A 23,194-nucleotide genomic window follows, 5' to 3' on the forward strand; every position below is an offset into this window, starting at 1 on the left:
GTTTCCTCGCACACCGCGACGCGAGAAGGGCTCCCGTACATCTCGTACGGGAGCCCTTCCGCGTGGCGGCGCCTGTGGTTACGGCCTGCGGGCCGAGGTCACCCGGTACACGTCGTAGACGCCCTCGACGCCTCTCACGGCCTTCAGGACGTGGCCCAGGTGCTTGGGGTCGCCCATCTCGAAGGTGAAGCGGGAGGTGGCCACCCGGTCCCTCGACGTCTGGACGGCCGCCGACAGGATGTTGACGTGCTGGTCGGACAGAATGCGGGTGACGTCCGAGAGGAGGCGGGAGCGGTCCAGCGCCTCGACCTGGATGGCTACCAGGAAGACCGAGGACTGGGTGGGCGCCCACTCGACCTCGAGGATCCGCTCGGGCTCCCGGGACAGGGACTCGATGTTCACACAGTCGTTGCGGTGAACCGATACGCCGCTACCGCGCGTGACGAAACCGATGATGGGATCGCCGGGTACGGGCGTACAGCAGCGGGCGAGCTTCACCCAGACGTCGTCGACGCCCTTGACCACCACGCCCGGGTCGTTGTTGCTGCGCCGCTTGCGGCCCCGGGCGGGCGGAACGGACTCGTCGATCTCCTCGGTGGCCGCCTCCTCGCCGCCGAGAGCCTGTACGAGCTTCTGCACGACGTTCTGCGCGGCCACATGCCCCTCGCCGATCGCCGCGTACAGGGACGAGATGTCCGGGTAGCGCATCTCGTGGGCGAGGGTGACGAGGGAGTCGCCGGTGAGGATGCGCTGGATCGGCAGGTTCTGCTTGCGCATCGCGCGCGCGATGGCGTCCTTGCCCTGTTCGATCGCCTCGTCGCGCCGCTCCTTGGAGAACCAGGCGCGGATCTTGTTGCGGGCGCGCGGCGACTTGACGAAGCCGAGCCAGTCGCGGGAGGGCCCCGCGCCGGCCGCCTTGGAGGTGAAGACCTCCACCAGGTCGCCGTTGTCCAGGGTGGACTCCAGCGGTACGAGGCGGCCGTTGACACGTGCCCCTATGGTCCGGTGGCCGACCTCGGTGTGCACCGCGTACGAGAAGTCGACCGGGGTCGCTCCCGCCGGAAGCGCTATCACGTCGCCCTTGGGCGTGAAGACGAAGACCTCGTTGCGGGACAGGTCGAAGCGCAGGGACTCCAGGAACTCGCCGGGGTCCTCGGTCTCCTTCTGCCAGTCGAGAAGCTGCCGCAGCCAGGCCATGTCGTTGAGGTGGTCGTCCTTGCCGGTGGTCCTCGGCTGGTCCGACCGCACCTTGGAGGCACCGGCGACCGCCTCCTGCTTGTACTTCCAGTGCGCGGCGATGCCGTACTCGGCGCGCCGGTGCATGTCGAACGTACGGATCTGGAGTTCGACGGGCTTGCCGTTGGGCCCGATGACCGTCGTGTGCAGGGACTGGTACATGTTGTACTTGGGCATCGCGATGTAGTCCTTGAACCGGCCGGGGACCGGGTTCCAGCGCGCGTGCACGGTGCCGAGGGCGGCATAGCAGTCGCGGACCGTGTCGACAAGTACACGAATACCCACGAGGTCGTAGATCTCCGCGAAGTCACGGCCTCGGACGATCATCTTCTGGTAGACGCTGTAGTAGTGCTTCGGGCGGCCGGTGACCGTCGCCTTGATCCGGGCCGCGCGCAGGTCGGACTGGACCTCGTCGGTCACTATGGCCAGATATTCGTCCCGCTTCGGTGCCCGCTCGGCCACCAGCCGGACGATCTCGTCGTACATCTTGGGGTAGAGGATCGCGAAGGCGAGGTCCTCCAGCTCCCACTTGATGGTGTTCATGCCCAGGCGATGGGCGAGCGGCGCGTAGATCTCCAGCGTCTCGCGCGCCTTCTTCTCCTGCTTCTCGCGCTTGAGATAGCGCATGGTGCGCATGTTGTGGAGCCGGTCGGCGAGCTTGATGACCAGGACACGCGGGTCCTTGGCCATGGCGACGACCATCTTGCGTACGGTCTCGGCCTGCGCGGCCTCGCCGAACTTGACCTTGTCCAGCTTGGTGACGCCGTCGACGAGGAGCGCGACGGAGTCGCCGAAGTCGCGGCGGAGCTGGTCCAGGCCGTACTCGGTGTCCTCGACCGTGTCGTGCAGCAGGCCCGCCATGAGCGTCGCCGGGTCCATGCCCAGCTCGGCGAGGATCGTGGTGACGGCCAGCGGGTGGGTGATGTATGGGTCGCCGCTCTTGCGCTTCTGGCCGCGGTGCCAGCGTTCGGCGACCTGGTAGGCCTTCTCGACCTGGCGGAGCGTCGCCGTCTCGATCTTCGGGTCGTTGCTGCGCACCGCCCTCAGCAGCGGCTCAAGGACCGGGTTGTACGGATTGGAACGCTGCACGCCGAGCCGGGCCAGCCGGGCGCGTACCCGGTTGGGCGAGGCGGAGCGGGCGGGCGGCTGGCCGGCGGCAGGGCGGGGCGGGGGCGCGGGGGCCGGGGCGGGCTCGGGCGTGGCCGGCTTGGGGCGCGAGGGCTCGGCCGCGCGGTCGACGGGCGCGGACTGGGCGTGCTCCACCGGCCCGTGCGCGTCGTTGTTCGCGGTCCGCGCGGGCGTCGCCGCGGGCTCCGAGGCTGGCTCGGGCTTGGCGGCGGTCAGGGGCTGGGCCTCGTCTGCCAAGAGGACTCCTCGTGCGCGATCCGGGTCCCCCGGTCAGGCTCCGGAGTGCCCATGGTAGCGATCCCGGGCTCCGGGATCGCCTTCAGGCCACTGAAACGGCCTTCTACTCAAGGAACGCGAGAGGCGGGCACCGGATTCCTCCGGTGCCCGCCTCCGTCGCTTCACGTGTCCGCGGGCAGCCCTGGTGGGCTGCCTCAGACGGTGATCAGCGCCTCCAACGCCGCTCCGGACAGAGCGGGTTCGAGTCGCTGCCGGCCGCCGAGGAAACCGAGCTCCATGAGGACCGCGAGACCCGCGACCTCCGCGCCGGCCCGCCGGATCAGCTGGACCGAGGCCTCGGCGGTGCCGCCCGTGGCCAGTACGTCGTCGATGACCATGACGCGGTCGCCCGCCGCCAGGTCCTCGGCGTGCACCTCGATCTCGGCGGAGCCGTACTCCAGGTCGTACGCCTGGCTGAGGGTGGCTCCGGGGAGCTTGCCCGCCTTGCGTACGGGGATGAAGCCGAGGCCTGCCCGGACCGCGACAGGGGCGCCCAGGATGAAGCCGCGGGCCTCCAGGCCGACGATCTTCGTGGCACCGCTGCGGACAGCGATGTCGACCAGCGCGTCGGTGAGCGCGGTGAACGCCTCGGGGTCCGCCAGGAGCGGGGTGATGTCCTTGAACATCACCCCCGGCTCCGGGTAGTCCGCCACATCGCGGATACGGCTGAGCAGCAACTCCTGGACGGCCGTCATCGGCGCTTGCCCGAGGGCCGGCCGCGACCCCGGTTACGGGACGCGGGCTGATTGCGCGGGCCGACGACCGCGGGAGCGGCGTCGTCGTCCTCGTCGTACGGCTGCTCGTCGCTGACCTGCGCCGCCGGGGCCCCACCCTGCGCGGCCTGCGCCCGCTTGGCGAGAACGCGCTTCCTCAGGGCCTTCATCTGCGGCTCGCGCTCCTTGAGGTCGGCGACGAGCGGCGTGGCGATGAAGATCGAGGAGTACGCGCCGGCCGCGAGGCCGACGAACAGCGACAGCGAGATGTCGTTGAGCATGCCCGCGCCGAGCACACCGCCACCGATGAACAGCAGACCGGCGACCGGGAGGAGCGCGACCACCGTGGTGTTGATGGAGCGGACCAGGGTCCCGTTGATCGACCGGTCGGCGATCTCGCTGTAGGTCCAGCGGGTCTGCTTGGTGATGTCCTTGGTCTGCTCCTTGAGACTGTCGAAGACGACGACCGTGTCGTAGAGCGAGTAACCGAGGATCGTGAGCAGACCGATCACCGTGCCTGGCGTGACCTCGAAGCCGACGAGGGCGTAGATGCCGACCGTGATCGTGATGTCGTGGATGAGCGCCACCAGCGCGGCGATGGCCATGCGCCACTCGAAGGCGATGGCGAGATAGATCACCACCAGAATCATGAAGATCACCAGGCCCTGCCAGGCCTTGTTCGCCACCTGGTCACCCCAACTGGGGCCGACCAGCTCACCGGTGATGGCCTTCTCCGAGACACCGAGGTCCTTGGCGAGCTGCGCCGAGACGTCGTCCGCCTTCTTGGTGTCGATCGTGGCGACCTGGATGCGCAGGCCGTCCTTGCCGAGCTTCTGGACGATCGCGTCGTGGCCGGAAGCCGTTTCCGCGTACTTCTCGGCCTGAGTCACCGAGACGCTGGTCTTCTCGATGGTGAAGACGGCGCCGCCCTCGAACTCGATGCCCATGTTCAGGCCGCGCACCGACAGGCCGAGGATGGCCGTGATGGTGATCAGGATCGAGATGCCGTACCAGATGAATCGCTTGCCGACGAAGTCGTAGCCGATCTCGCCGCGGTGGAGCCGGGCGCCGAGGGTGCCGAGTTTCGACATCTCACGCCTCCTTCATGTCGACGGGCGCGGACGCGCGACGGGTGCGGCGGATTGGCGGTTGGGCGCCCAGGCGCTGCGGGTCGAGGCCTGACCAGCGGTGGCCCTCCGCGAAGAACTTCTTGCGGGCGAGGATGGTCATCAACGGCTTCGTGAAGAAGAAGACGACGACCACGTCGAGCACGGTGGTCAGACCGAGGGTGAACGCGAAGCCCTGGACCTTGCCGACGGTGACGATGAAGAGCACCGCGGCGGCGAGGAAGGACACGAAGTCGGAGACCAGGATGGTGCGCCGGGCGCGCGGCCACGCGCGTTCGACGGCGGGCCGCAGTGAACGACCCTCCCGGATCTCGTCACGGATGCGTTCGAAGAACACGATGAACGAGTCCGCGGTGATACCGATCGCGACGATCGCACCACAGACGGCCGGCAGGTTCAGCGCGAAGCCGATGGCCGGACCGAGCAACGACATGATCACGTACGTGAGGGCAGCGGAGACCAGGAGGGAGGCGATGGCGACGGTCGACAGGCCCCGGTAGTAGACCACCAGGTAGATGACGACCAGGGCCAGGCCGATCGCACCCGCGATCAGACCCGCGTGCAACTGCTCGCCGCCGAGTGCGGGGCTCACCGTGCTGACGCTGTCCGTCTTGAAGGTGAGCGGCAGGGCACCGTACGACAGCATGTTCGCCAGGTCCTGCGCCTCGGTCTGGCCGAAGCTGCCGGAGATCTGGGCGGAGCCGCCCGTGATGGCCGTGCTGACACGCGGGTTGGAGACGACCTCACCGTCCAGGACGATGCCGAACTCGTTCTGCGGGGGCTGGTTCTGGGCGAGACGGCCGGTGACCTCACCGAACTGCTTGCTGCCCTTGCTCGTGAAGTCCATGGTGACCTGCCAGCCGGCGGCACCCTGCGTGTCGAAGACGGCCTGGGCCTTCTTGACCTCGGTGCCGTCGATCTCGGCCGGGCCGAGGATGAACTTCTGCCACTGGCCCTGCGAGTCCTTGCCGCAGGCCACCGTCGGCTCAGTGGGCTTGACGCCGTCACCGGTGACCGCGCGGACCGCCTTCTTGGTGCAGTCCAGCGCCGCGTACTTCGCCTGAAGGGCCGCGGTCGCCGGGTCGGGGGCGGTGCTCGCCGAGGGCGACGTGCTGGTGGCGGCCGACGGCGAGCCACTCGGCGTCGGGGTCGCGTCGGCCTTCAGGGCGTCGGTGACCGGGCGGCCCTGAGAGGTGGAGCTGGCCGACGGGCTGGGTGAGCCGGACGACGTCGAGGTCGCCTTTTCGCCCGTCTTCGAGGCCGACGGCGAGGGGCTGCCGGACGTGCTCGTGCTCGGCGTGGGGCTGGCCGTCGCAGCGCCGCCCTGGACCTCATAGGTCAGAACCGGACGGAAGTAGAGCTTGGCGGTGGTGCCTACCTGATCCCGGGCTTGTTTCGAGTTCGTGCCCTTGGGGATGTTGACGATGATGTTGCGATCGCCCTGTGTCTGCACCTCGGCCTCGGAGACGCCCAGACCGTTGACACGGCGGTTCATGATGTCGACCGCGATGTCCATGTTGGTCTTGTTGATGGCGGATTCCTGGCCGCTCTTGGCCCCGAGCGTGATGCTCGTACCACCGGCCAGGTCGATGCCGAGACGCGGAGTCGTGTGCCCCGAGAGGAACATGCCTCCGGTGAGCGCCACGATGGCGATCAGAATGAGGGCCAGCGAGCGTCCTGGCTTGCTCTGGGAGCTTGCGCTCCGGCCCTTCTTAGGTGCTGCCACCTTCTCGTACTCCCTCTCGGGCCGCCTCGCGCCGGGTCAGCGCGGCCGGCGGCCATGACATGGTGTCGGGACTCCCTGCGAGAACCGCACGTGCCGGGGGTACGGGACGTGAGCGGATCGCGCCGCGCTCCTCCCCCGGAACGCGGCTACTTCGCGTCGGACTCGCCGTCGGTCTTCTTCGGCTCTTCTTCCGCCTTCACCTCAGCGGCTTCGGTCTCGTCGGCCGTCTCGTCGGCCGCGTCCTTCTTGCCGAGGTCGATGGGCTTGTCGTCGGAAGCGGCGGGAGCGTCGTCGGAGGGCTCGTCGGTCTCGGTGATGGAGGAGGCGTCGTCCGGGACGAGGGACTCGTCGGACTTCAGGTCGTGCTCGATACCGTGAACCAGGCGGTTGTACTCGTCGTCCGTGAGGACGGCGCCGATCGAGTTCTTCGCGAAGAGAAGCTCCACACCCGGGCCCGCGTCAAGGAGGACGGTCTCCTCGTTGACTTCCTTGACCGTCGCGTACATGCCCCCGATCGTGCGGACACCGGTGCCGGGCTGCATGTCGTTTCGCATCTGCGATGCGGCCTGCTGCTTGCGCTTGGCCGAGCGGGTCATCAGGAACATGGCCCCGATGAGCACGATGAACGGGAGGAGGGTCACGATATTCACGGGACGGGATTTCCTTCGCACTACCGCGTAGGTGAGCGGCCTGGTGGATGGGGGTGTGGTCGGCGCCGCCTACAAAGTTACAAAGGCGGCATCGGCGGAGTCTAAGCGAGTCCGCACTCCAGGAACAACGCTCAGCATGGCACCACGGTTCCTGAGCCCGCGAGCACCCTCGCCGTCACGCCCCGAACAGGTCCTGTTGTCCGCTTCCCCCCGTTGTGGAACGGGGCGGCGTGAGGCCGAGATGCGCCCATGCGGCGGGCGTCGCGACCCGTCCACGCGGGGTACGGGCCAGCAGTCCCTCCCGTACGAGGAAGGGCTCGGCGACCTCCTCGACGGTCTCCCGCTCCTCCCCCACCGCGACGGCCAGCGTGGAGAGCCCCACCGGTCCGCCGCCGAACAGCTTCAGCAGCGCTTCGAGGACGCCTCTGTCCAGACGGTCCAGACCGCGGGCGTCGACCTCGTAGACCTTGAGGGCCGCCTCCGCGATGGCGCGGGTGATGACGCCGTCGGCCTTGACCTGCGCGTAGTCCCGGACGCGGCGCAGGAGCCGGTTGGCGATCCGGGGGGTGCCGCGTGAGCGGCCGGCGATCTCGGCGGCGCCCTCGGTACCGATCTCGACGTCGAGGAGGTTCGCGGAGCGGTGGATGACGCGCTGCAGTTCGGCCGGTTCGTAGAACTCCATGTGCGCGGTGAAGCCGAAGCGGTCGCGCAGCGGGGGTGGCAGCAGTCCCGCGCGCGTGGTGGCGCCGACCAGCGTGAACGGGGGCAGTTCGAGGGGGATGGCGGTGGCGCCGGGGCCCTTGCCGACGATCACGTCGACGCGGAAGTCCTCCATCGCCATGTAGAGCATCTCCTCGGCGGGCCGGGACATGCGGTGGATCTCGTCGAGGAAGAGGACCTCGCCCTCCTGGAGGGAGGAGAGGATCGCCGCGAGGTCGCCGGCGTGCTGGATGGCGGGGCCGCTGGTGATGCGGATGGGGGCGCCCATCTCGGCCGCGATGATCATCGAGAGGGTGGTCTTGCCGAGGCCGGGGGCACCGGAGAGAAGGACATGGTCGGCGGTGGCGCCCCGCGCGCGCGCGGCGCGCAGGACGAGGTCGAGCTGTTCGCGAACCTTCTCCTGGCCGATGAACTCGTCCAGGTCCTTGGGACGCAGGGCTGCCTCGACGGCCTGGTCCTCACCGTCTGCGGACGCGGCGACGAGCCGCTCGGGGGCGGTGCTCTCGTCGGTCGTGTCGTCCCAGTTCACTGCGTTCTCCTAGCTGGGTGCGCCGGGCGCGTGTGCCGGCCGGGGGGCCCACGTTCTGGGGGGTGTCCCCCGGACAGCGCGGCAAGCGTGTGTCTCGCGGTCGCGGTCGGTCGGGTGGTTCGTGCGGAGGGGGCGTACGGCGGTGGGGGCGCCGCAGGTCAGCGGTCTTCTGCCGGTCCGTCAGGTCCCGTGGTCAGCGGGCTCTGTTGAGGGTCTGCAGGGCCGCCTTCAGCAACTGGCCCACCTGAGGTGTGCCTTCGGCGGCCTCGGCCTGGGGTGTCACGGCGGCCACCGCCTCGTCGGCTTCCCGGGTGGCGTACCCGAGGCCGATCAGGGCCGCGTGCAGTTGGTCGCGCCAGCCGGTGGTGACCGGGGAACCGATGGCGGGGCCGGTGCCCAGCGGGGCGCCGAGGCGGTCCTTCAGCTCCAGGAGCAGCTTCTGGGCGCCCCTCTTGCCGATGCCGGGCACGGCGATCAGCGCCTTCTCGTCCGCCGTGGACACCGCGCGGCGCAGGGCGTCCGGCGAGTGCACGGCCAGCATGGCCTGGGCGAGGCGGGGGCCGACACCGCTCGCGGTCTGGAGCAGCTCGAAGGTCTGTCGTTCGTCGTCGTCCGTGAAGCCGTACAGGGTCAGGGAGTCCTCGCGGACCACCAGGGAGGTGGCGAGTCTGGCCTGCTGTCCCATGCGCAGTCCGGACAGGGTGTTGGGGGCGCACTGGACGGCGATGCCGATCCCGCCCACTTCGACCACCGCGGAGTCGGGGGCGAGGGCGGCCACCGGGCCGCTGACGAAGGCGATCATGCGGGGCGGCCTTTCGAGGCGGGTGCTGTCGTTGTCGACGAGGGTGTTTTGGCCTGTGCTCTGTGAAGAGCGACGGCCTGCTGGAGCCGGTTCTGCGCGACGGCCTGCTGCAGGCGCGTCTGAGCGGGTGCGCGCCAGATGTGGCAGATGGCGAGTGCGAGGGCGTCGGCGGCGTCGGCGGGCTTGGGGGGTGCGTCGAGCCGGAGCAGCCGGGTCACCATCGCGCCGACCTGGGCCTTGTCGGCCCGTCCGCTGCCGGTGACGGCGGCCTTCACCTCGCTGGGGGTGTGCAGGGCTACGGGGATGCCGCGCCGGGCCGCACACAGCATCGCCACGGCGCTGGCCTGGGCCGTGCCCATCACCGTACGGACGTTGTGCTGGCTGAACACCCGCTCCACAGCGACGAATTCGGGCCGGTGTTCGTCGAGCCACTGCTCGATGCCCCGCTCGATCTCGACGAGCCGCAGGCCCAGTTCGGCATCCGCGGGCGTGCGTACGACGCCGACGCCGATCATCGTCAACGGGCGCCCGGGGACGCCCTCGACGACACCGACACCGCATCGGGTCAGTCCCGGGTCAACTCCCAGTACGCGCACCCGCCCCACCCCTCTGTCCGGTCGCGGTCCGTCGACGGTGATCTTTGACTGCCGTCAGGCTATCCGCTGCCACTGACAACAGCGGCGGGCCGGTAGGACGTGTCCCACCGGCCCGCCGGAACCGCTCGCCCTGGGCGGGCTCTCGCGGCAGTGCTACGCGTCGACCTTCTCCATGACCTCGTCGCTGACGTCGAAGTTGGCGAAGACGTTCTGCACGTCGTCGCTGTCCTCCAGGGCGTCGATCAGCTTGAAGATCTTCCTGGCGCCGTCCTCGTCCAGCTCGACCTGCATGGTCGGGACGAAGTTGGCGTCGGCGGAGTCGTAGTCGATGCCGCCTTCCTGGAGCGCGGTGCGCACCGCGACCAGGTCGGTGGCCTCGGAGATGACCTCGAAGGACTCCCCGAGGTCGTTGACCTCTTCGGCGCCGGCTTCCAGCACGGCACCCAGGACGTCGTCCTCGGTCAGCTCACCCTTGGGGACGACGATGACGCCCTTGCGGTTGAAGAGGTACGAGACCGAGCCGGGGTCGGCCATGTTGCCGCCGTTGCGGGTCATGGCGACGCGGACGTCCGAGGCGGCGCGGTTGCGGTTGTCGGTGAGGCACTCGATGAGCACCGCGACACCGTTGGGACCGTAACCCTCGTACATGATCGTCTCGTAGTCGGCGCCACCGGCTTCGAGACCGGCGCCGCGCTTGACCGCGGAGTCGATGTTCTTGTTCGGGACCGAGCTCTTCTTGGCCTTCTGGATGGCGTCGAACAGCGTCGGGTTGCCGGACACATCAGCGCCGCCCGTGCGTGCCGCGACCTCGATGTTTTTGATCATCTTCGCGAAGAGCTTGCCGCGCTTGGCGTCGATCACGGCCTTCTTGTGCTTCGTCGTAGCCCATTTAGAGTGGCCGGACATCTGCCTGTCTCCTTCGCGTAACCCAACCCTGTACGAACCCCAGAGATCCTACAAGGACTCCGCTGCACGGTCAGCGCCCACCGCGCGTGCCATGTGGGCCCTCACCATGTCGACGAAGAGGGAGTGCACGCGGTGGTCGCCGGTCAGTTCCGGGTGGAACGAGGTGGCGAGCGCGTTGGCCTGGCGTACGGCGACGATGTGCCCGGCGTGCTCGGCGAGCACCTCGGCCGCGGCGCCCACGGACTCGACCCAGGGAGCGCGGATGAAGACGCCCTCCACAGGATCGCCCTCGACGCCCGTCACGTCGACCGCCGCTTCGAAGGACTCGTTCTGGCGTCCGAAAGCGTTGCGGCGCACGATCATGTCGATACCGCCGACGGTCTCCTGGCCCGAGCGCGGGTCGAGGATCTTGTCGGCGAGCATGATCATGCCGGCGCAGGTGCCGTAGACGGGCATTCCGGCCCGCACGCGCGCGCGGAGGGGCTCCATCACGCCGAAGAGAACGGCCAGTTTGGAGATGGTGGTGGACTCGCCGCCGGGGATGATCAGGCCGTCAACCTCGGCGAGTTCCTCGGGGCGTCGCACCGGCCTGGCCAGGGCGTCGGCCTCGGCCAGGGCGATGAGATGCTCCTGCACATCGCCCTGGAGAGCCAGGACACCGATGACGGGGGTGTCGTACATGGGTGACATGGGTGCTACCAGCCCCGGTTCGCGTAGCGCTCGGACTCGGGCAGCGTGTCGCAGTTGATGCCGACCATGGCCTCGCCGAGGTTGCGGGACGCGTCCGCGATGATCTTCGGGTCGTCGTAGAAGGTGGTCGCCTTCACGATGGCGGCGGCGCGCTTGGCGGGGTCGCCCGACTTGAAGATGCCGGAGCCGACGAAGACGCCCTCGGCGCCCAGCTGACGCATGAGCGCGGCGTCGGCGGGGGTCGCCACACCGCCGGCGGAGAACAGCACGACCGGCAGCCTGCCGAGATCGGCGACCTCCTGGACGAGCTCGTACGGGGCACGCAGTTCCTTGGCGGCGGCGTACAGCTCGTTGTTGTCGTAGCCGCGCAGACGGGCGATCTCGTTCTTGATCTGCCGCAGGTGGCGGACGGCCTCGACGACGTTGCCGGTGCCGGCCTCGCCCTTGGAGCGGATCATCGCCGCGCCCTCGGCGATACGGCGCAGGGCCTCTCCGAGGCTGGTGGCGCCACATACGAAGGGGGTGGTGAAGGCCCACTTGTCGGAGTGGTTGACCTCGTCGGCCGGGGTGAGCACCTCGGACTCGTCGATGTAGTCGACCCCGAGGGACTGCAGGACCTGGGCCTCGACGAAGTGACCGATGCGCGACTTCGCCATGACCGGGATGGACACGGCCTCGATGATGCCCTCGATCATGTCCGGGTCGGACATACGGGCCACGCCGCCGTCCTTACGGATGTCCGCCGGGACACGCTCCAGGGCCATGACGGCGACGGCGCCGGCGTCCTCGGCGATCTTGGCCTGCTCGGCGTTGACCACGTCCATGATCACACCGCCCTTGAGCTGCTCGGCCATGCCGCGCTTCACGCGGGCGGTGCCGGTTTCGGACGTCTGGGCGGAGTTGGAGAGCGTGCTGGACACGGTTTGACCTCACTCGGTGAAAGAGGGCTGCTGCAGTACCGAGGAAACGCGAGGGAGCAGGCCACTGCAAGGGCCAATGGGGAGCCGGTGGATCGTTTTCGCCCCCGCCGCCCCTACCCGTCCCATCCTGGGGGCTGCGCCCCCAGCCCCCGCTCCGGCCCCGAACGGGCCTCGTCCTCAAACGCCGGACGGGCTGAGAGTTGCGGCGAGGGGTCCGGGGGCAGCGCCCCCGAGAAAACAGCCTTACGCCGGCGCGCGTTCCGCCAGTGCCGTCGGTGGCTCGTCGTCCATCTCGAACGCCAGGGGGAACGAGGCGTGCCCCGCCAGCCGGAACCACCGCACCTTTCGATGCCGGCGCAGCGCCCGCGCCGCCCGCACCGCGTCGTTGTGGAACCGCCGTGCCATCGGCACCCGGATCACCGCCTCGGTCAGCTCACCCGCCGCGGCCTCCCCACCGGGGACCTCACGTACCGCCTCGACCTGCCCCGCCTCGGCGAAGACGGCCCGCAACGCCTGGCTCAGCTCGCTCTCGGCGACCTCCCGCTGCTCCTCCTCGGCCTGCCGCGCGGCGTGCGCCGCCTCGTAGAGCACGATCGAGGCGGCGGGATCGAGGACGCCCGACGTGGCCAACTCCTGGGCGACGGAAGCCCGGCGCAGCAGCTGCGCGTCGAGGCCGGCGCGGGTGGCGTCGATGCGTGCGTGCAGGCGGTCGAGCCGCCCGGCGGTCCAGCTCAGATAGAGGCCGATCACGACGAGCCCGACAAGGATCCAGATGAGGGTTGCGGTCACGGGCGGCAAGGCTACCGTTCACCGGCGCCGCTCCCGCGTACCCCTGGTGGCTGCCTCGGTCAGTCCCTGGCCAGCCCCAACCGCGCCCGCAGCCCCGTCGCCGTCCGCTCGTCCGCCGCGACCGCTGTCGTACCGTCCGTCACCGTCTCGTACACCGACAGGATGTCCGCCCCGACCGTCGACCAGTCGAACCGCCTCACATGGGCGCTGCCGCGCTCCCGCAGCTCGTCCCGGCGGCCGGGGTCGCCCAGGAGCCGGACGGCCGCGTCGGCCAGGGCGTCCGCGTCCCCGTTCGTGAACAGTTCGCCCGCCGCTCCGTGGTCCAGGACCTGGGCGAAGGCGTCGAGGTCGGAGGCCAGGACCGGTGCGCCCGCCGACAGGGCCTCGACCAGGATGATCCCGAAGCTCTCCCCGCCGGTGTTGGGGGCGACGTACACGTCCACGCTGCGCAGCAGCCGCGCCTTGTCCTCGTCGCTGACCATGCCGAGGAACTCGACCCGCGAGCGCAGCTCCGGCGGCAGGCCCTCCAGCGCCTCCTCCTCGTCGCCCTTGCCCGCGACCAGCAGCCTGGTCGCGGGACGGGCGTCGAGGATCTTCGGAAGCGCCTTCATCAGGACCGGCAGGCCCTTGCGTGGTTCGTTGATGCGGCCGATGAAGCCGATCGTGTCGCCCTGCCAATCGGGCTTCGGCTTGGCGCCGGCGAAGGAGTCGACGTCGACTCCGTTCGGGATGACGACCGCGTCGCCGCCCAGGTGCTCCACCAGGGTGCGCCGGGCGTACTCGCTCACCGCGATCCGGGCGCTGATCTTCTCCAGGGCGGCCTGGAGGATCGAGTACGCGGCGATCATGGCCCGGGAGCGCGGGTTCGAGGTGTGGAAGGTCGCCACGATCGGGCCCTGGGCCGCCCAGCAGGCCAGCAGACCGAGCGAGGGCGAGGCCGGTTCATGGATGTGGATGACGTCGAACTCGCCGTCGTGCAGCCAGCGTCGCACCCTCGCCGCCGACAGGAAGCCGAAGTTCAGCCGGGCCACCGAGCCGTTGTACGGCACCGGGACAGCGCGGCCGGCCGACACGACGTACGGCGGCAGGGGGGTGTCGTCGTCGGCGGGGGCGAGGACGGACACCTCGTGGCCCAGCCGGATGAAGTACTCGGCCAGGTCTCGGATGTGGAACTGCACACCCCCTGGCACGTCCCAGGAGTACGGGCAGACGATGCCGATCTTCACGGGGTGCCCTCCCCCGTGGTCTTCTCCGTGCCGTTCTCCGGATCCTTCGCGGGGTCGAGATCCGCGAGCCACAGCCGTTGCAGCATGTGCCAGTCCTCCGGGTGATCGGCGATTCCCGTGGCGAAGGCATCGGCCAGCGCCTGTGTCATGACAGACGTCTTCTCGGCCCTCGTACCTGCCTCGGGTACCTCGATCGGGGGATGAATCCGTCCGCGCATGATCGGCGAGTCGTCGTACCACAGGGTCACGGGGAGCAGGAGTGCGCCCGTCTGCTGAGCCAGCAGGGCAGGGCCGGCCGGCATCCGGGCCGCGTCGCCGAAGAACTTCACCTCGACACCCGAGGCGGACAGGTCCCGGTCGGCGACCAGACAGACCAGGCCGCCGTCCCGCAGCCGGCGGGCCAGGGTGCCGAACGCGGTGCCGCCGTTGTGCGGCAGGACCTCCATGCCCAGGCCCTCGCGGTAGGCCACGAACCGGTCGTACAGCGTCTCCGGCTTCAGACGCTCGGCGACCGTCGTGAACCGTGTCTCCAGTTTGGTGGTGACCCAGGCACCGGCCAGGTCCCAGTTGCCCAGGTGCGGAAGCGCGATGATCACTCCCCGTCCCGAGGCCAGACCGTCGGTCAGGTTGTGCAGGCCCTCCGGCTCGAAGCCCGTCCTCATCCGCTCCGCGCTCCACGCGGGGAGCCGGAAGGACTCCATCCAGTAGCGCAGGTACGAACGCATGCCCGCGCGCGACAGTTCGGCGAGGCGCTCCGGGCTCGCGTCGGGCACCACGCGCGCGTAGTTCGATTCGAGCCGTCGTACGCGCTCTCCGCGCCGCTTCCAGGCGAGGTCGGCGATGGTCCGGCCGAGCCGCTCGGCGACGGGCTCGGGGAGCTTCTTGACGGCCCCCCAGCCCGCCGCGTACGCGCTGTCCGTGAGCCGACCCCGCAGGTCGCTCACGACGCCGTCTCGCTGCTCTGGGCGGGTTTCTCGCTCGCGGCGGCTGCCGCGTCCGCCTCGGCGGCCTCCCGGCGGACCGTGACGACGCGCTGGATCAGCGTGACCAGACTGCCGACGGCGACGACCCACAGGGCGACCGGCAGCAGGTACTGGATGCCGGGCACCCCGAACTTGTGCATGCCCGCGAGTCCGGCCGCGACCAGCGAGACCACCAGACGTTCGGCGCGCTCCACCAGGCCGTTGACGGCGACCGGCAGACCGATCGACTCACCGCGCGCCTTGGTGTACGAGACCACCTGGCCGCTGGTCAGACAGAAGATCGAGACCGCGCACAGGACGATGTCGTCGCCGCCGCCCGCGTACCAGAGGGCGAAGCCGCCGAAGATCGCGCCGTCGGCCACCCGGTCCAGAGTGGAGTCCAGGAAGGCGCCCCAGCGGCTGGAACGGCCCAGCTGGCGTGCCATGTTGCCGTCGACGAGGTCCGAGAACACGAACAGCGTGATGACGATCGTGCCCCAGAAGAGCTCACCCCTGGGGTAGAAGACCAGTGCGCCCGCGATCACTCCGGCGGTGCCGAGGAGCGTGACCGTGTCGGGACTGACGCCCCGGCGGATCAGAAACGCGGCGAACGGTGTGAGGACACGCGTGAAGAATGCACGCGCGTACTTGTTCAGCATGGCCTTCCCGAGGGTCGGTGTCGCCGTGCGGCCCCTACTGGCCACCGGCTGGCCCATCGTAGCCACGCGCGCGCGTGTGCGACGGTCGGGCACCCGCGCCCCTGTGTCACGGCCTGACGGCATCCGGGTCACGGGGGGATGTCGGCAGGCCGGATCACCCCGCGCGCGGGGACCCGCCCGCGCGATCGCGTCCGTCGTATGGACGCACCGTGACACGAGTGCGAAGCTCGAAGCACCGCGGGCGCCATCGGAGCCGCCGCCCAACGCGGATTCGCACGTCCGCGCCCACAGTGACCTCACCGTGCACGGGAGGCAGGACCATGGGCGACAAGGCGAACGCACACCCCGGAGCCGCCGGCAGAGCTACGGCGGCCGACCACCCCGCGTCCGTACGGAATGTGGTGCTGGTCGGCCACTCCGGGTCGGGCAAGACGACTCTGGTGGAGGCTCTCGCGCTGACCGCGGGGGCGGTCAACCGGGCGGGCCGCGTGGAGGACGGCGGCACCGTCTCCGACTACGACGAGATCGAGCACCGGCAGCACCGCTCGGTACAGCTCTCGCTGGTACCCGTCGAATGGGGCGGATACAAGATCAATATTCTGGACACTCCCGGATACGCCGACTTTGTCGGGGAGCTCAGGGCCGGTCTGCGCGCGGCGGACGCGGCCCTTTTCGTCGTCTCGGCCTCGGACGGGGTGGACGGCTCGACACGGATGGTGTGGGAGGAGTGCGCGGCTGTCGGTATGCCGCGAGCCATCGTCGTCACACATCTGGAGTCCGCGCGCGCGGACTTCGACGACATGACGCGGATCTGCGCGGAGGCCTTCGGCGCGGACGACCCCGACGCCGTACTGCCGCTCTACCTGCCGTTGCACGGCGCGCCGGGGCCGGACGGGCACGCGCCCGTGACCGGGCTGACCGGGCTGCTGTCGCAGAAGCTGTTCGACTACTCCTCCGGGGAGCGCAAGGAGTCCGAACCGGGTCCCGACCAGCTCCCGGGCCTTGCGGAGGCCCGCAACCGGCTCATCGAGGGGATCATCGCGGAGAGCGAGGACGAGACCCTCATGGACCGCTATCTCGGCGGCGCGGAGATCGACGTCAAGACCCTGGTCGACGACCTGGAACGCGCCGTCGCGCGCGGGACCTTCTTTCCCGTGCTCGCCGCCGCCCCCGCCGCCGAGGGTGCCCGGCAGGGCCTGGGCACGGTGGAGCTGCTGGAGCTGGTCACCGGGGGCTTCCCGACCCCGCTGGAGCGGGCGGCGCCCGGGGTCACCACGGTGGACGGCCGCCCGCGCGAGCTGAAGCCCTGCGATCCGGACGGCCCGCTGGTCGCGGAGGTAGTGAAGACGGCCAGCGACCCCTATGTGGGCCGGGTGTCGCTCGTCCGCGTCTTCTCCGGCACCCTGCGGCCCGACGAGACGGTCCACGTATCCGGGCACGGCCTCGCCGACCGCGGCCACGAGGACCACGATGTCGACGAACGCGTCGGCGCCCTGTCCGCGCCCTTCGGCAAACAGCAGCGCACGCTCACGCACTGCATCGCGGGCGATCTGGCCTGTGTGGCGAAACTGAACCGGGCGGAGACCGGCGACACCCTCTCCGCGAAGGAAGACCCGCTGCTGATGGAACCGTGGGTGATGCCCGACCCGCTGCTGCCGCTCGCCATCCAGGCGCACAGCAAAGCGGACGAGGACAAGCTCTCGCAGGGCCTCGGCCGGCTCGTGGCCGAGGACCCCACCATGCGGCTCGAACACAACCAGGACACCCACCAGGTGGTCCTGTGGTGCCTGGGCGAGGCCCACGCGGACGTCGCCCTGGAGCGGCTGCGCAACCGGTACGGCGTCCAGGTCGACGTCGTCCCGCACAAGGTCTCCCTACGGGAGACGTTCGGCGGCCGGTCGGCAGGGCGCGGACGCCACGTCAAGCAGTCCGGCGGACACGGGCAGTTCGCGATCTGCGCGATCGAGGTGGAGCCGCTGCCGGGCGGCTCGGGCATCGAGTTCGTCGACAAGGTCGTCGGGGGTGCCGTGCCCAGGCAGTTCATCCCGTCCGTGGAGAAGGGTGTACGGGCCCAGGCCGACAAGGGGGTCGCCGCCGGCTATCCGCTCATCGACGTACGGATCACCCTGCTCGACGGCAAGGCGCACTCGGTGGACTCCTCCGACGCCGCGTTCCAGACCGCCGGCGCGCTCGCGCTGCGCGAGGCCGCCGCCGACGTGAAGATCCACCTCCTCGAACCCGTGGCCGAGGTGACGGTGCTCGTCGGCGACGACTACGTGGGGTCAGTGATGAGCGACCTGTCGGGGCGGCGCGGCCGGGTCGTCGGCACCGAGCAGGCGGGCGGCGGGCGGACCCTCGTACGCGCCGAGGTGCCCGAGATCGAGATCGGCCGGTACGCCGTCGATCTGCGCTCCCTGTCGCACGGCACCGCCCGCTTCGACCGCCGGTACGCGCGACACGAACCCATGCCGCCGCAGATCGCCGAGAGGGTCCGCGAACAGGCCGAGGGGGCCCCGTAGTTGGCGACCGGTACCCGACAAGTGGCCTTCGCGGAACGCTTTCCTCCACATCGGCGGACGGCTTGTGCCGTCCGCCGCCCAATTGTCGGTGGCTGCGGATACGCTGATCACCTGATCAAGTTGTGACTCGATCAACGTGATGACCTGTTCAACAGGTGTGCGGAGCACGGAAGTCGGGAAAGGCCGCAGAAGCGGGTACGGCGGCGAGGGGGCGGCACAGTGGCGGACGACGGTTTCGATTTCAGTCCCGGGGCGCAGGTGCCCCTGTCGGGCTCCGCGGGCCAGACGGCGGCGACCTTCGCGCTGGCCTCGGCGGCCTACCGGGAGGACGACGAGGTCACCAAGATCCTGGAAGCCGACAACGAGTGGCACCAGTCGACGGTCAAGCCTCCCCGAGGCGCCCTGGGGAAGATCTTCCGGCCCAAGCTCGGTGAGGCGTTCTCCCGCGCGGTGATCGACCGCATGCTGGGCGCCGGCCGCAAGCCGCTCATCCAGTCCTTCGGCACCGAACCGCAGGTCGTCGTCGAGCACGCCCTCGCGGCCCATCGCATCCGGCGCGACCGCGACAACTGGCTCTCCGCGGTGATGGTGCTGTGCGGGGTGCTCTTCCTTCCCGGACTCCTGCTGTGGCTGCTGGTCTTCGTCGGCCGCGCGAACGTCGCCAGGCGCGCGGACAAGCGGGCCTCCGCCCTCGCCACCACCCTGCTGGTCGCCGTGGGCGCCTTCGCCGTGATCTTCCTGGTCAAGATGCCCTTCACCGGCTTCTGGGCCTGGTACGCACGCGCGTGCGTCGTACTGCCGGTCGTCGGCTGGCTGTGGGCCAAGCGGATCTGCGAGCGCACCGCGCAGGACCTCCGCGACCGCTGGGCCGGCCTGCTGGCCGGTGGTGGCGTCGGCGCCAAGATCCCCGAGGCGGTCCCCGGCAGCCCCGGCGAGACCGCCGCCGAACACCTGCGCAAGGAACTGGCCCGGCTCAGCGCCGAGCAGCAGTCCAACGCCGTCTTCTACGCCGGCCCCAAGGGCATACTCGGCATGGGCACCCGGTGGGGCAGCTGGCAGCTCGCCGAGGAACTGGTCCCCCGGGACGCGGGCAAGGAGATCCACCCCTTCCGCAGCTGGGACGTCATACGTTCGATCCACGACAAGCTGCGCATGCTGGAGCGAGGCCCGCTCAACACCGGCGGGTTCACCAAGCCGACCCTGAAGCACTGGATCGTCACGCCCGTCGGCGAGGGCGCCAAGGAGGTCTCCCGGCCCAGCGGCACGGACGTGGACGCGTACCAGATCAAGAACCACGCGATACAGGACATCTGCAACAAGCAGCAGTTCGGCAGCGGTCAGCGGCACTACCTCGGGGTTCAGTGGACGCTCTGGGACGGCCAGTTGATCATCACGATGCTCATCACGGTCACCGTGCTGCACGAGACCCTGCGCATCGAGGTGACCGGGCACGCGCTCGGCCCGGTGCACTCCCTCTTCACCAGCAAGCCCGCGGCCAAGGAGAAGGAGGTCCAGAAGTCGGTCAGGTTCTGGGAGACACGTAAGGTCAAGCTGCCCTGGTCGACGCGGACGAGGTCGTGCGGCTCGCCGCGCGGGCGCCCCTGACCTGGTACCCACCGCTGCTGAACTGGCTGGGTGGCTCACTGGCCCTGCCGGAACCGTTCGGCCTGCGGCACTCGTGGGCGGACCAGCCGTGGCGCCACCGCTTCATGGCCGACGACGCGCTGCGGGCGGCCACACCGGTGCTGCGGGTCGTGCACGCGGCGGCGATCAAGGTCCTGGAGGAGAACGGCGTGGACACCGAGAAGTTCGGCACCCGGTCGTCGTTCCTCAGCACGGCGGTGCAGGACCCGATGCCGCGCAAGGCGGACGTCTACGACGCGTAGGCCTCCGGCGGTTGGGCAGTTGGACGGTGCGGGTCGGTCGGGGTGGGCGTCACTGGGGGCTGCCGCCCCCAGACCCCCGCTTCGGCCGGAACGGCCTCGTCCTCAATCGCCGGACGGGCTGAGTGGGCCTCTGCGCCCGTCAGATCGCCTCAGCCGTCACTTGGTGGCGGCCATGCCTCCGCCAGCATCTTTCTTGTGTCGCCCAGTAGTTGGGGCAGCACCTTGGTGTGGCCCACCACCGGCATGAAGTTGGTGTCGCCGCCCCAGCGCGGGACGATGTGCTGGTGCAGGTGGGCCGCGATACCCGCGCCCGCCACCGTGCCCTGGTTCATCCCGATGTTGAACCCGTGCGCCCCGGAGGCCCTGCGGAGAGCCGTCATCGCCTGCTTGGTCAGCTCGGCCAGTTCGGCGGTCTCGGAATCCGTCAGGTCCGTGTAGTCGGCGACATGCCGGTACGGCACGACCATCAGATGGCCGCCCGTGTACGGGTACAGATTCAGCACCGCGTAGACCTGCTCGCCGCGCCGGAGGATGAGGCCGTCCTCGTCGGACTTGGCCGGGATCGAGCAGAAGGGACAGCCGTCGTCGGCCCCCGGGCCGGTCGGCTTGTTCTCGCCCTGGATGTACGCCATCCGGTGAGGCGTCCACAGGCGCTGAAACGCGTCCTGCGTCCCGACTCCGATCTGCTGCTCCGGCTCACTCGTCATGCCATGCAGCATATTGCTTCGCCCATATCGAGCGTGTCGCCGGGGCACACACGGAGGCACCCGCCGCCAAGCCGGCGAAATGGACCAGGTCCGACGCCGGACGGCTCCTCTGCCGGGCTGTGCGGCCGGCCGCCGGGCGGTCTTCTCGCTCGACTACGCGGCGCGTCGGCGACTCAACGCAGAGGGCCCCGGTTCGTACGCACCCACCAACTGGACACCCTCTTCCTGCTGCTGCCCCTGCTGCACCGGCGCCCGCGTGGATCGTGTACGCCGGGCTGGCGGCGACGCCGTGTGGTGGACCGGCGCCACCCTCGCGGCCGTCGGCGTTCTCGCGGGAGGAGGAGCCGGCGCGGGACGGGCCCGGGACGGCGAGGGGCCCCGGGGGAAGTGCCTTCCCCCGGGGCCCCGACAGTTCTCGATCAGACCTGCGCCCGCTCCTCCACGACCTTCGCGATCTTCGCGAGGGCGTCCGCGAAGGGGATGCCGTTCTCCTGGGAACCGTCCCGGTAGCGGAAGGACACCGTGTCACCGTTCATGTCGTCGTCGCCGACGATGACCATGAACGGCACCTTCTGCTTCTGCGCGTTGCGGATCTTCTTCTGCATACGGTCGGACGACGAGTCCACCTCGACCCGCAGCCCCTGCTTCTTCGCCTCCGCGGCGAACTTCTGCAGATACTCCACGTGCCCGTCGCCGATCGGGATACCGACCGCCTGGACCGGCGCCAGCCACGCCGGGAAGGCACCCGCGTAGTGCTCCAGGAGCACGGCGAAGAACCGCTCGATCGAGCCGAACAACGCGCGGTGGATCATGACGGGCTGCTGCTTGGAGCCGTCCGCAGCCGTGTACTCCAGGCCGAACCGCTTGGGCTGCTGGAAGTCGACCTGGATGGTGGACATCTGCCAGGAGCGGCCGATGGCGTCCTTGACCTGGACGGAGATCTTCGGACCGTAGTAGGCGGCGCCACCCGGGTCGGGAATCAGCGGGAGGCCCTGCTTCTCGGCCGCCTGGCGCAGCGCGTCGGTGGCCTCCTCCCACTCCTCGTCCTCACCGATGAACTTCGGGGAGTCGTCGCGGGTGGACAGCTCCAGCTCGAAGTCGTTCAGGCCGTAGTCGCGCAGCAGGTCGAGGACGAAGGTGAGCAGCGAGTCCAGCTCGCTCGCCATCTGGTCCTTGGTGCAGTAGATGTGCGAGTCGTCCTGAGTGAAGCCGCGGGCGCGGGTCATTCCGTGCACGACACCCGACTTCTCGTAGCGGTATACCGTGCCGAACTCGAAGAGCCGCAGCGGAAGTTCACGGTAGGAGCGGCCGCGCGCCTTGAAGATCAGGTTGTGCATGGGGCAGTTCATCGCCTTGAGGCGGTAGTTCTGTCCGTCGAACTCCAGCGGCGGAAACATCGCGTCCCCGTAGTTCGGCAGGTGCCCCGAGGTCACGAAGAGGCTTTCCTTCGAGATGTGCGGGGTGTTGACGAACTGGTAGTCCTCGTCCTCGTGGCGCTTGCGCGAGTAGGTCTCCATCTCCCGGCGGACGATGCCGCCCTTGGGGTGGAAGACCGCGAGGCCGGAGCCCAGCTCCTCCGGGATGGAGAAGAGGTCCAGCTCGGCGCCGAGCTTGCGGTGGTCGCGCTTCTCGGCCTCGATCAGGAAGTCCAGGTAGGCCTTCAGCTCCTCCTTGGTCGGCCACGCGGTGCCGTAGATCCGCTGGAGCTGCGGGTTCTTCTCGCTGCCCCGCCAGTACGCGGCGGCGGAGCGCATCAGCTTGAACGCCGGGATGTTGCGAGTGGTGGGCAGGTGGGGACCGCGGCAGAGGTCCTTCCAGCACAAGTCGCCGGTCTTGGCGTCAAGGTTGTCGTAGATGGTCAGCTCGCCACCACCGACTTCGGCGTCCGCGCCGTCGGCGGCCTGCGCGGCATTGCCCTTGAGGCCGATGAGCTCCAGCTTGTACGGCTCGCCGGCGAGCTCCTCGCGGGCAGCGTCGTCGGTGGTGACCCGGCGGGAGAACCGCTGACCGCGCTTCTGGATCTCCTGCATCTTCTTCTCGATGACCTTGAGGTCCTCGGGGGTGAACGGGTTCTCGACGTCGAAGTCGTAGTAGAAGCCGTCCTTGACCGGCGGGCCGATGCCGAGCTTGGCCTCCGGGAACAGTTCCTGTACGGCCTGGGCCATCACGTGGGCGGTGGAGTGGCGCAGGATGTTGAGGCCGTCCTCGGAGAAGATCTCGACCGGCTCGACCTCCTCGCCGTCCGCCACCGCGTACGCGAGGTCCTTGAGTTCTCCGCCCACGCGCGCGGCGACGATCGAACGTTCGCCGGCGAAGAGGTCGGCGGCCGTAGTCCCCGTCGTCACCACGCGCTCTTCCCGCTCGGAATCGCGATGGATGATCACACGGACGTCTGACACCGGTCTCTCCTGACTGCAGGTGGGTGCG

At 69.6% G+C, this 23,194-nt stretch carries 18 protein-coding genes and 1 pseudogene; 2 read left to right on the plus strand and 17 right to left on the minus strand.

Going from position 1 to position 23,194, the window contains the following annotated elements:
• Positions 1 to 78: 78 nt before the first annotated feature.
• The 15 genes from QA861_RS31640 to pgsA form a co-directional block, all read right to left on the minus strand.
• Positions 79 to 2,601: a RelA/SpoT family protein gene (locus QA861_RS31640; RefSeq protein ID WP_334592074.1), complete on the minus strand. Its 2,523-nt coding sequence runs from the start codon at positions 2,599 to 2,601 to the stop codon at positions 79 to 81.
• Between the two features lie 194 nt (positions 2,602 to 2,795).
• Positions 2,796 to 3,335, minus strand: coding sequence for an adenine phosphoribosyltransferase (locus QA861_RS31645; protein ID WP_334592075.1), 540 nt, complete (start codon positions 3,333 to 3,335; stop codon positions 2,796 to 2,798).
• Positions 3,332 to 4,444 carry a protein translocase subunit SecF gene (gene secF / locus QA861_RS31650; protein ID WP_334592076.1) on the minus strand — a complete coding sequence of 371 codons (1,113 nt, stop codon included), beginning with the start codon at positions 4,442 to 4,444 and terminating at the stop codon, positions 3,332 to 3,334. The genes QA861_RS31645 and secF overlap by 4 nt, the downstream gene beginning before the upstream one ends.
• 1 nt (position 4,445) lies before the next feature.
• Positions 4,446 to 6,206, minus strand: coding sequence for a protein translocase subunit SecD (secD, locus tag QA861_RS31655; RefSeq protein WP_334592077.1), 1,761 nt, complete (start codon positions 6,204 to 6,206; stop codon positions 4,446 to 4,448).
• A 146-nt stretch (positions 6,207 to 6,352) separates the two neighbouring features.
• Entirely contained in the window at positions 6,353 to 6,856 is a 504-nt protein-coding gene (yajC, locus tag QA861_RS31660) for a preprotein translocase subunit YajC (RefSeq protein WP_334592078.1), read from the minus strand.
• 175 nt (positions 6,857 to 7,031) lie between these two features.
• Complete coding sequence (ruvB, locus tag QA861_RS31665) at positions 7,032 to 8,105, minus strand: Holliday junction branch migration DNA helicase RuvB (protein WP_319093999.1); 1,074 nt, start codon at positions 8,103 to 8,105, stop codon at positions 7,032 to 7,034.
• A gap of 193 nt (positions 8,106 to 8,298) precedes the next feature.
• Positions 8,299 to 8,907 carry a Holliday junction branch migration protein RuvA gene (gene ruvA / locus QA861_RS31670; RefSeq protein ID WP_319094000.1) on the minus strand — a complete coding sequence of 203 codons (609 nt, stop codon included), beginning with the start codon at positions 8,905 to 8,907 and terminating at the stop codon, positions 8,299 to 8,301.
• On the minus strand, positions 8,904 to 9,503 hold the full coding sequence (ruvC, locus tag QA861_RS31675) for a crossover junction endodeoxyribonuclease RuvC (RefSeq protein ID WP_334592079.1): 600 nt from the start codon (positions 9,501 to 9,503) through the stop codon (positions 8,904 to 8,906). Before ruvC ends, ruvA begins: the two co-directional genes overlap by 4 nt.
• 153 nt (positions 9,504 to 9,656) lie before the next feature.
• Positions 9,657 to 10,409, minus strand: a complete 753-nt coding sequence (locus tag QA861_RS31680; protein ID WP_006382643.1) for a YebC/PmpR family DNA-binding transcriptional regulator — start codon at positions 10,407 to 10,409, stop codon at positions 9,657 to 9,659.
• Between the two features lie 48 nt (positions 10,410 to 10,457).
• On the minus strand, positions 10,458 to 11,090 hold the full coding sequence (pdxT, locus tag QA861_RS31685; RefSeq protein WP_334592080.1) for a pyridoxal 5'-phosphate synthase glutaminase subunit PdxT: 633 nt from the start codon (positions 11,088 to 11,090) through the stop codon (positions 10,458 to 10,460).
• Between the two features lie 14 nt (positions 11,091 to 11,104).
• The gene (gene pdxS, locus QA861_RS31690; RefSeq protein WP_334592081.1) at positions 11,105 to 12,019 is read right to left on the minus strand and encodes a pyridoxal 5'-phosphate synthase lyase subunit PdxS; all 915 of its coding nucleotides are present in this window, start codon (positions 12,017 to 12,019) and stop codon (positions 11,105 to 11,107) included.
• Positions 12,020 to 12,262: 243 nt separating this feature from the next.
• Positions 12,263 to 12,808: a LemA family protein gene (locus tag QA861_RS31695; RefSeq protein ID WP_334592082.1), complete on the minus strand. Its 546-nt coding sequence runs from the start codon at positions 12,806 to 12,808 to the stop codon at positions 12,263 to 12,265.
• A 59-nt stretch (positions 12,809 to 12,867) separates the two neighbouring features.
• On the minus strand, positions 12,868 to 14,034 hold the full coding sequence (locus QA861_RS31700) for a glycosyltransferase family 4 protein (protein WP_334592083.1): 1,167 nt from the start codon (positions 14,032 to 14,034) through the stop codon (positions 12,868 to 12,870).
• A complete protein-coding gene (locus QA861_RS31705; RefSeq protein ID WP_334592084.1) occupies positions 14,031 to 14,978 on the minus strand; it encodes a phosphatidylinositol mannoside acyltransferase in 948 nt (315 codons plus the stop codon). The genes QA861_RS31700 and QA861_RS31705 overlap by 4 nt, the downstream gene beginning before the upstream one ends.
• Positions 14,975 to 15,712, minus strand: coding sequence for a phosphatidylinositol phosphate synthase (gene pgsA / locus QA861_RS31710; RefSeq protein ID WP_334594914.1), 738 nt, complete (start codon positions 15,710 to 15,712; stop codon positions 14,975 to 14,977). Before pgsA ends, QA861_RS31705 begins: the two co-directional genes overlap by 4 nt.
• 263 nt (positions 15,713 to 15,975) lie before the next feature.
• Here pgsA and QA861_RS31715 point away from each other — a divergent pair, with 263 nt between their 5' ends.
• Complete coding sequence (locus QA861_RS31715) at positions 15,976 to 18,174, plus strand: elongation factor G-like protein EF-G2 (RefSeq protein ID WP_334592085.1); 2,199 nt, start codon at positions 15,976 to 15,978, stop codon at positions 18,172 to 18,174.
• Positions 18,175 to 18,393: 219 nt separating this feature from the next.
• Positions 18,394 to 20,060 (plus strand): annotated as a pseudogene (locus QA861_RS31720) (AbeC-like domain-containing protein).
• 149 nt (positions 20,061 to 20,209) lie between these two features.
• Here QA861_RS31720 and QA861_RS31725 read toward each other — a convergent pair.
• Both QA861_RS31725 and thrS read right to left on the minus strand, forming a co-directional pair.
• Positions 20,210 to 20,779 carry an HIT family protein gene (locus QA861_RS31725; RefSeq protein ID WP_334592086.1) on the minus strand — a complete coding sequence of 190 codons (570 nt, stop codon included), beginning with the start codon at positions 20,777 to 20,779 and terminating at the stop codon, positions 20,210 to 20,212.
• 407 nt (positions 20,780 to 21,186) lie between these two features.
• Complete coding sequence (gene thrS / locus QA861_RS31730) at positions 21,187 to 23,166, minus strand: threonine--tRNA ligase (protein ID WP_334592087.1); 1,980 nt, start codon at positions 23,164 to 23,166, stop codon at positions 21,187 to 21,189.
• Positions 23,167 to 23,194 lie beyond the last annotated feature (28 nt).

Source organism: Streptomyces sp. B21-083 (genome assembly GCF_036898825.1).
Lineage (GTDB): Bacteria > Actinomycetota > Actinomycetes > Streptomycetales > Streptomycetaceae > Streptomyces.

Coding starts and splice junctions, on each gene's coding strand:
- pgsA (WP_334594914.1), bottom strand. CDS start 15,712: ATGGGCCAGCCGGTGGCCAGTAGGGGCCGCACGGCGACACCGACCCTC.
- ruvA (WP_319094000.1), bottom strand. CDS start 8,907: ATGATCGCCTTCGTCAGCGGCCCGGTGGCCGCCCTCGCCCCCGACTCC.
- secF (WP_334592076.1), bottom strand. CDS start 4,444: ATGTCGAAACTCGGCACCCTCGGCGCCCGGCTCCACCGCGGCGAGATC.
- QA861_RS31715 (WP_334592085.1), top strand. CDS start 15,976: ATGGGCGACAAGGCGAACGCACACCCCGGAGCCGCCGGCAGAGCTACG.
- QA861_RS31645 (WP_334592075.1), bottom strand. CDS start 3,335: ATGACGGCCGTCCAGGAGTTGCTGCTCAGCCGTATCCGCGATGTGGCG.
- QA861_RS31680 (WP_006382643.1), bottom strand. CDS start 10,409: ATGTCCGGCCACTCTAAATGGGCTACGACGAAGCACAAGAAGGCCGTG.
- pdxT (WP_334592080.1), bottom strand. CDS start 11,090: ATGTACGACACCCCCGTCATCGGTGTCCTGGCTCTCCAGGGCGATGTG.
- QA861_RS31725 (WP_334592086.1), bottom strand. CDS start 20,779: ATGCTGCATGGCATGACGAGTGAGCCGGAGCAGCAGATCGGAGTCGGG.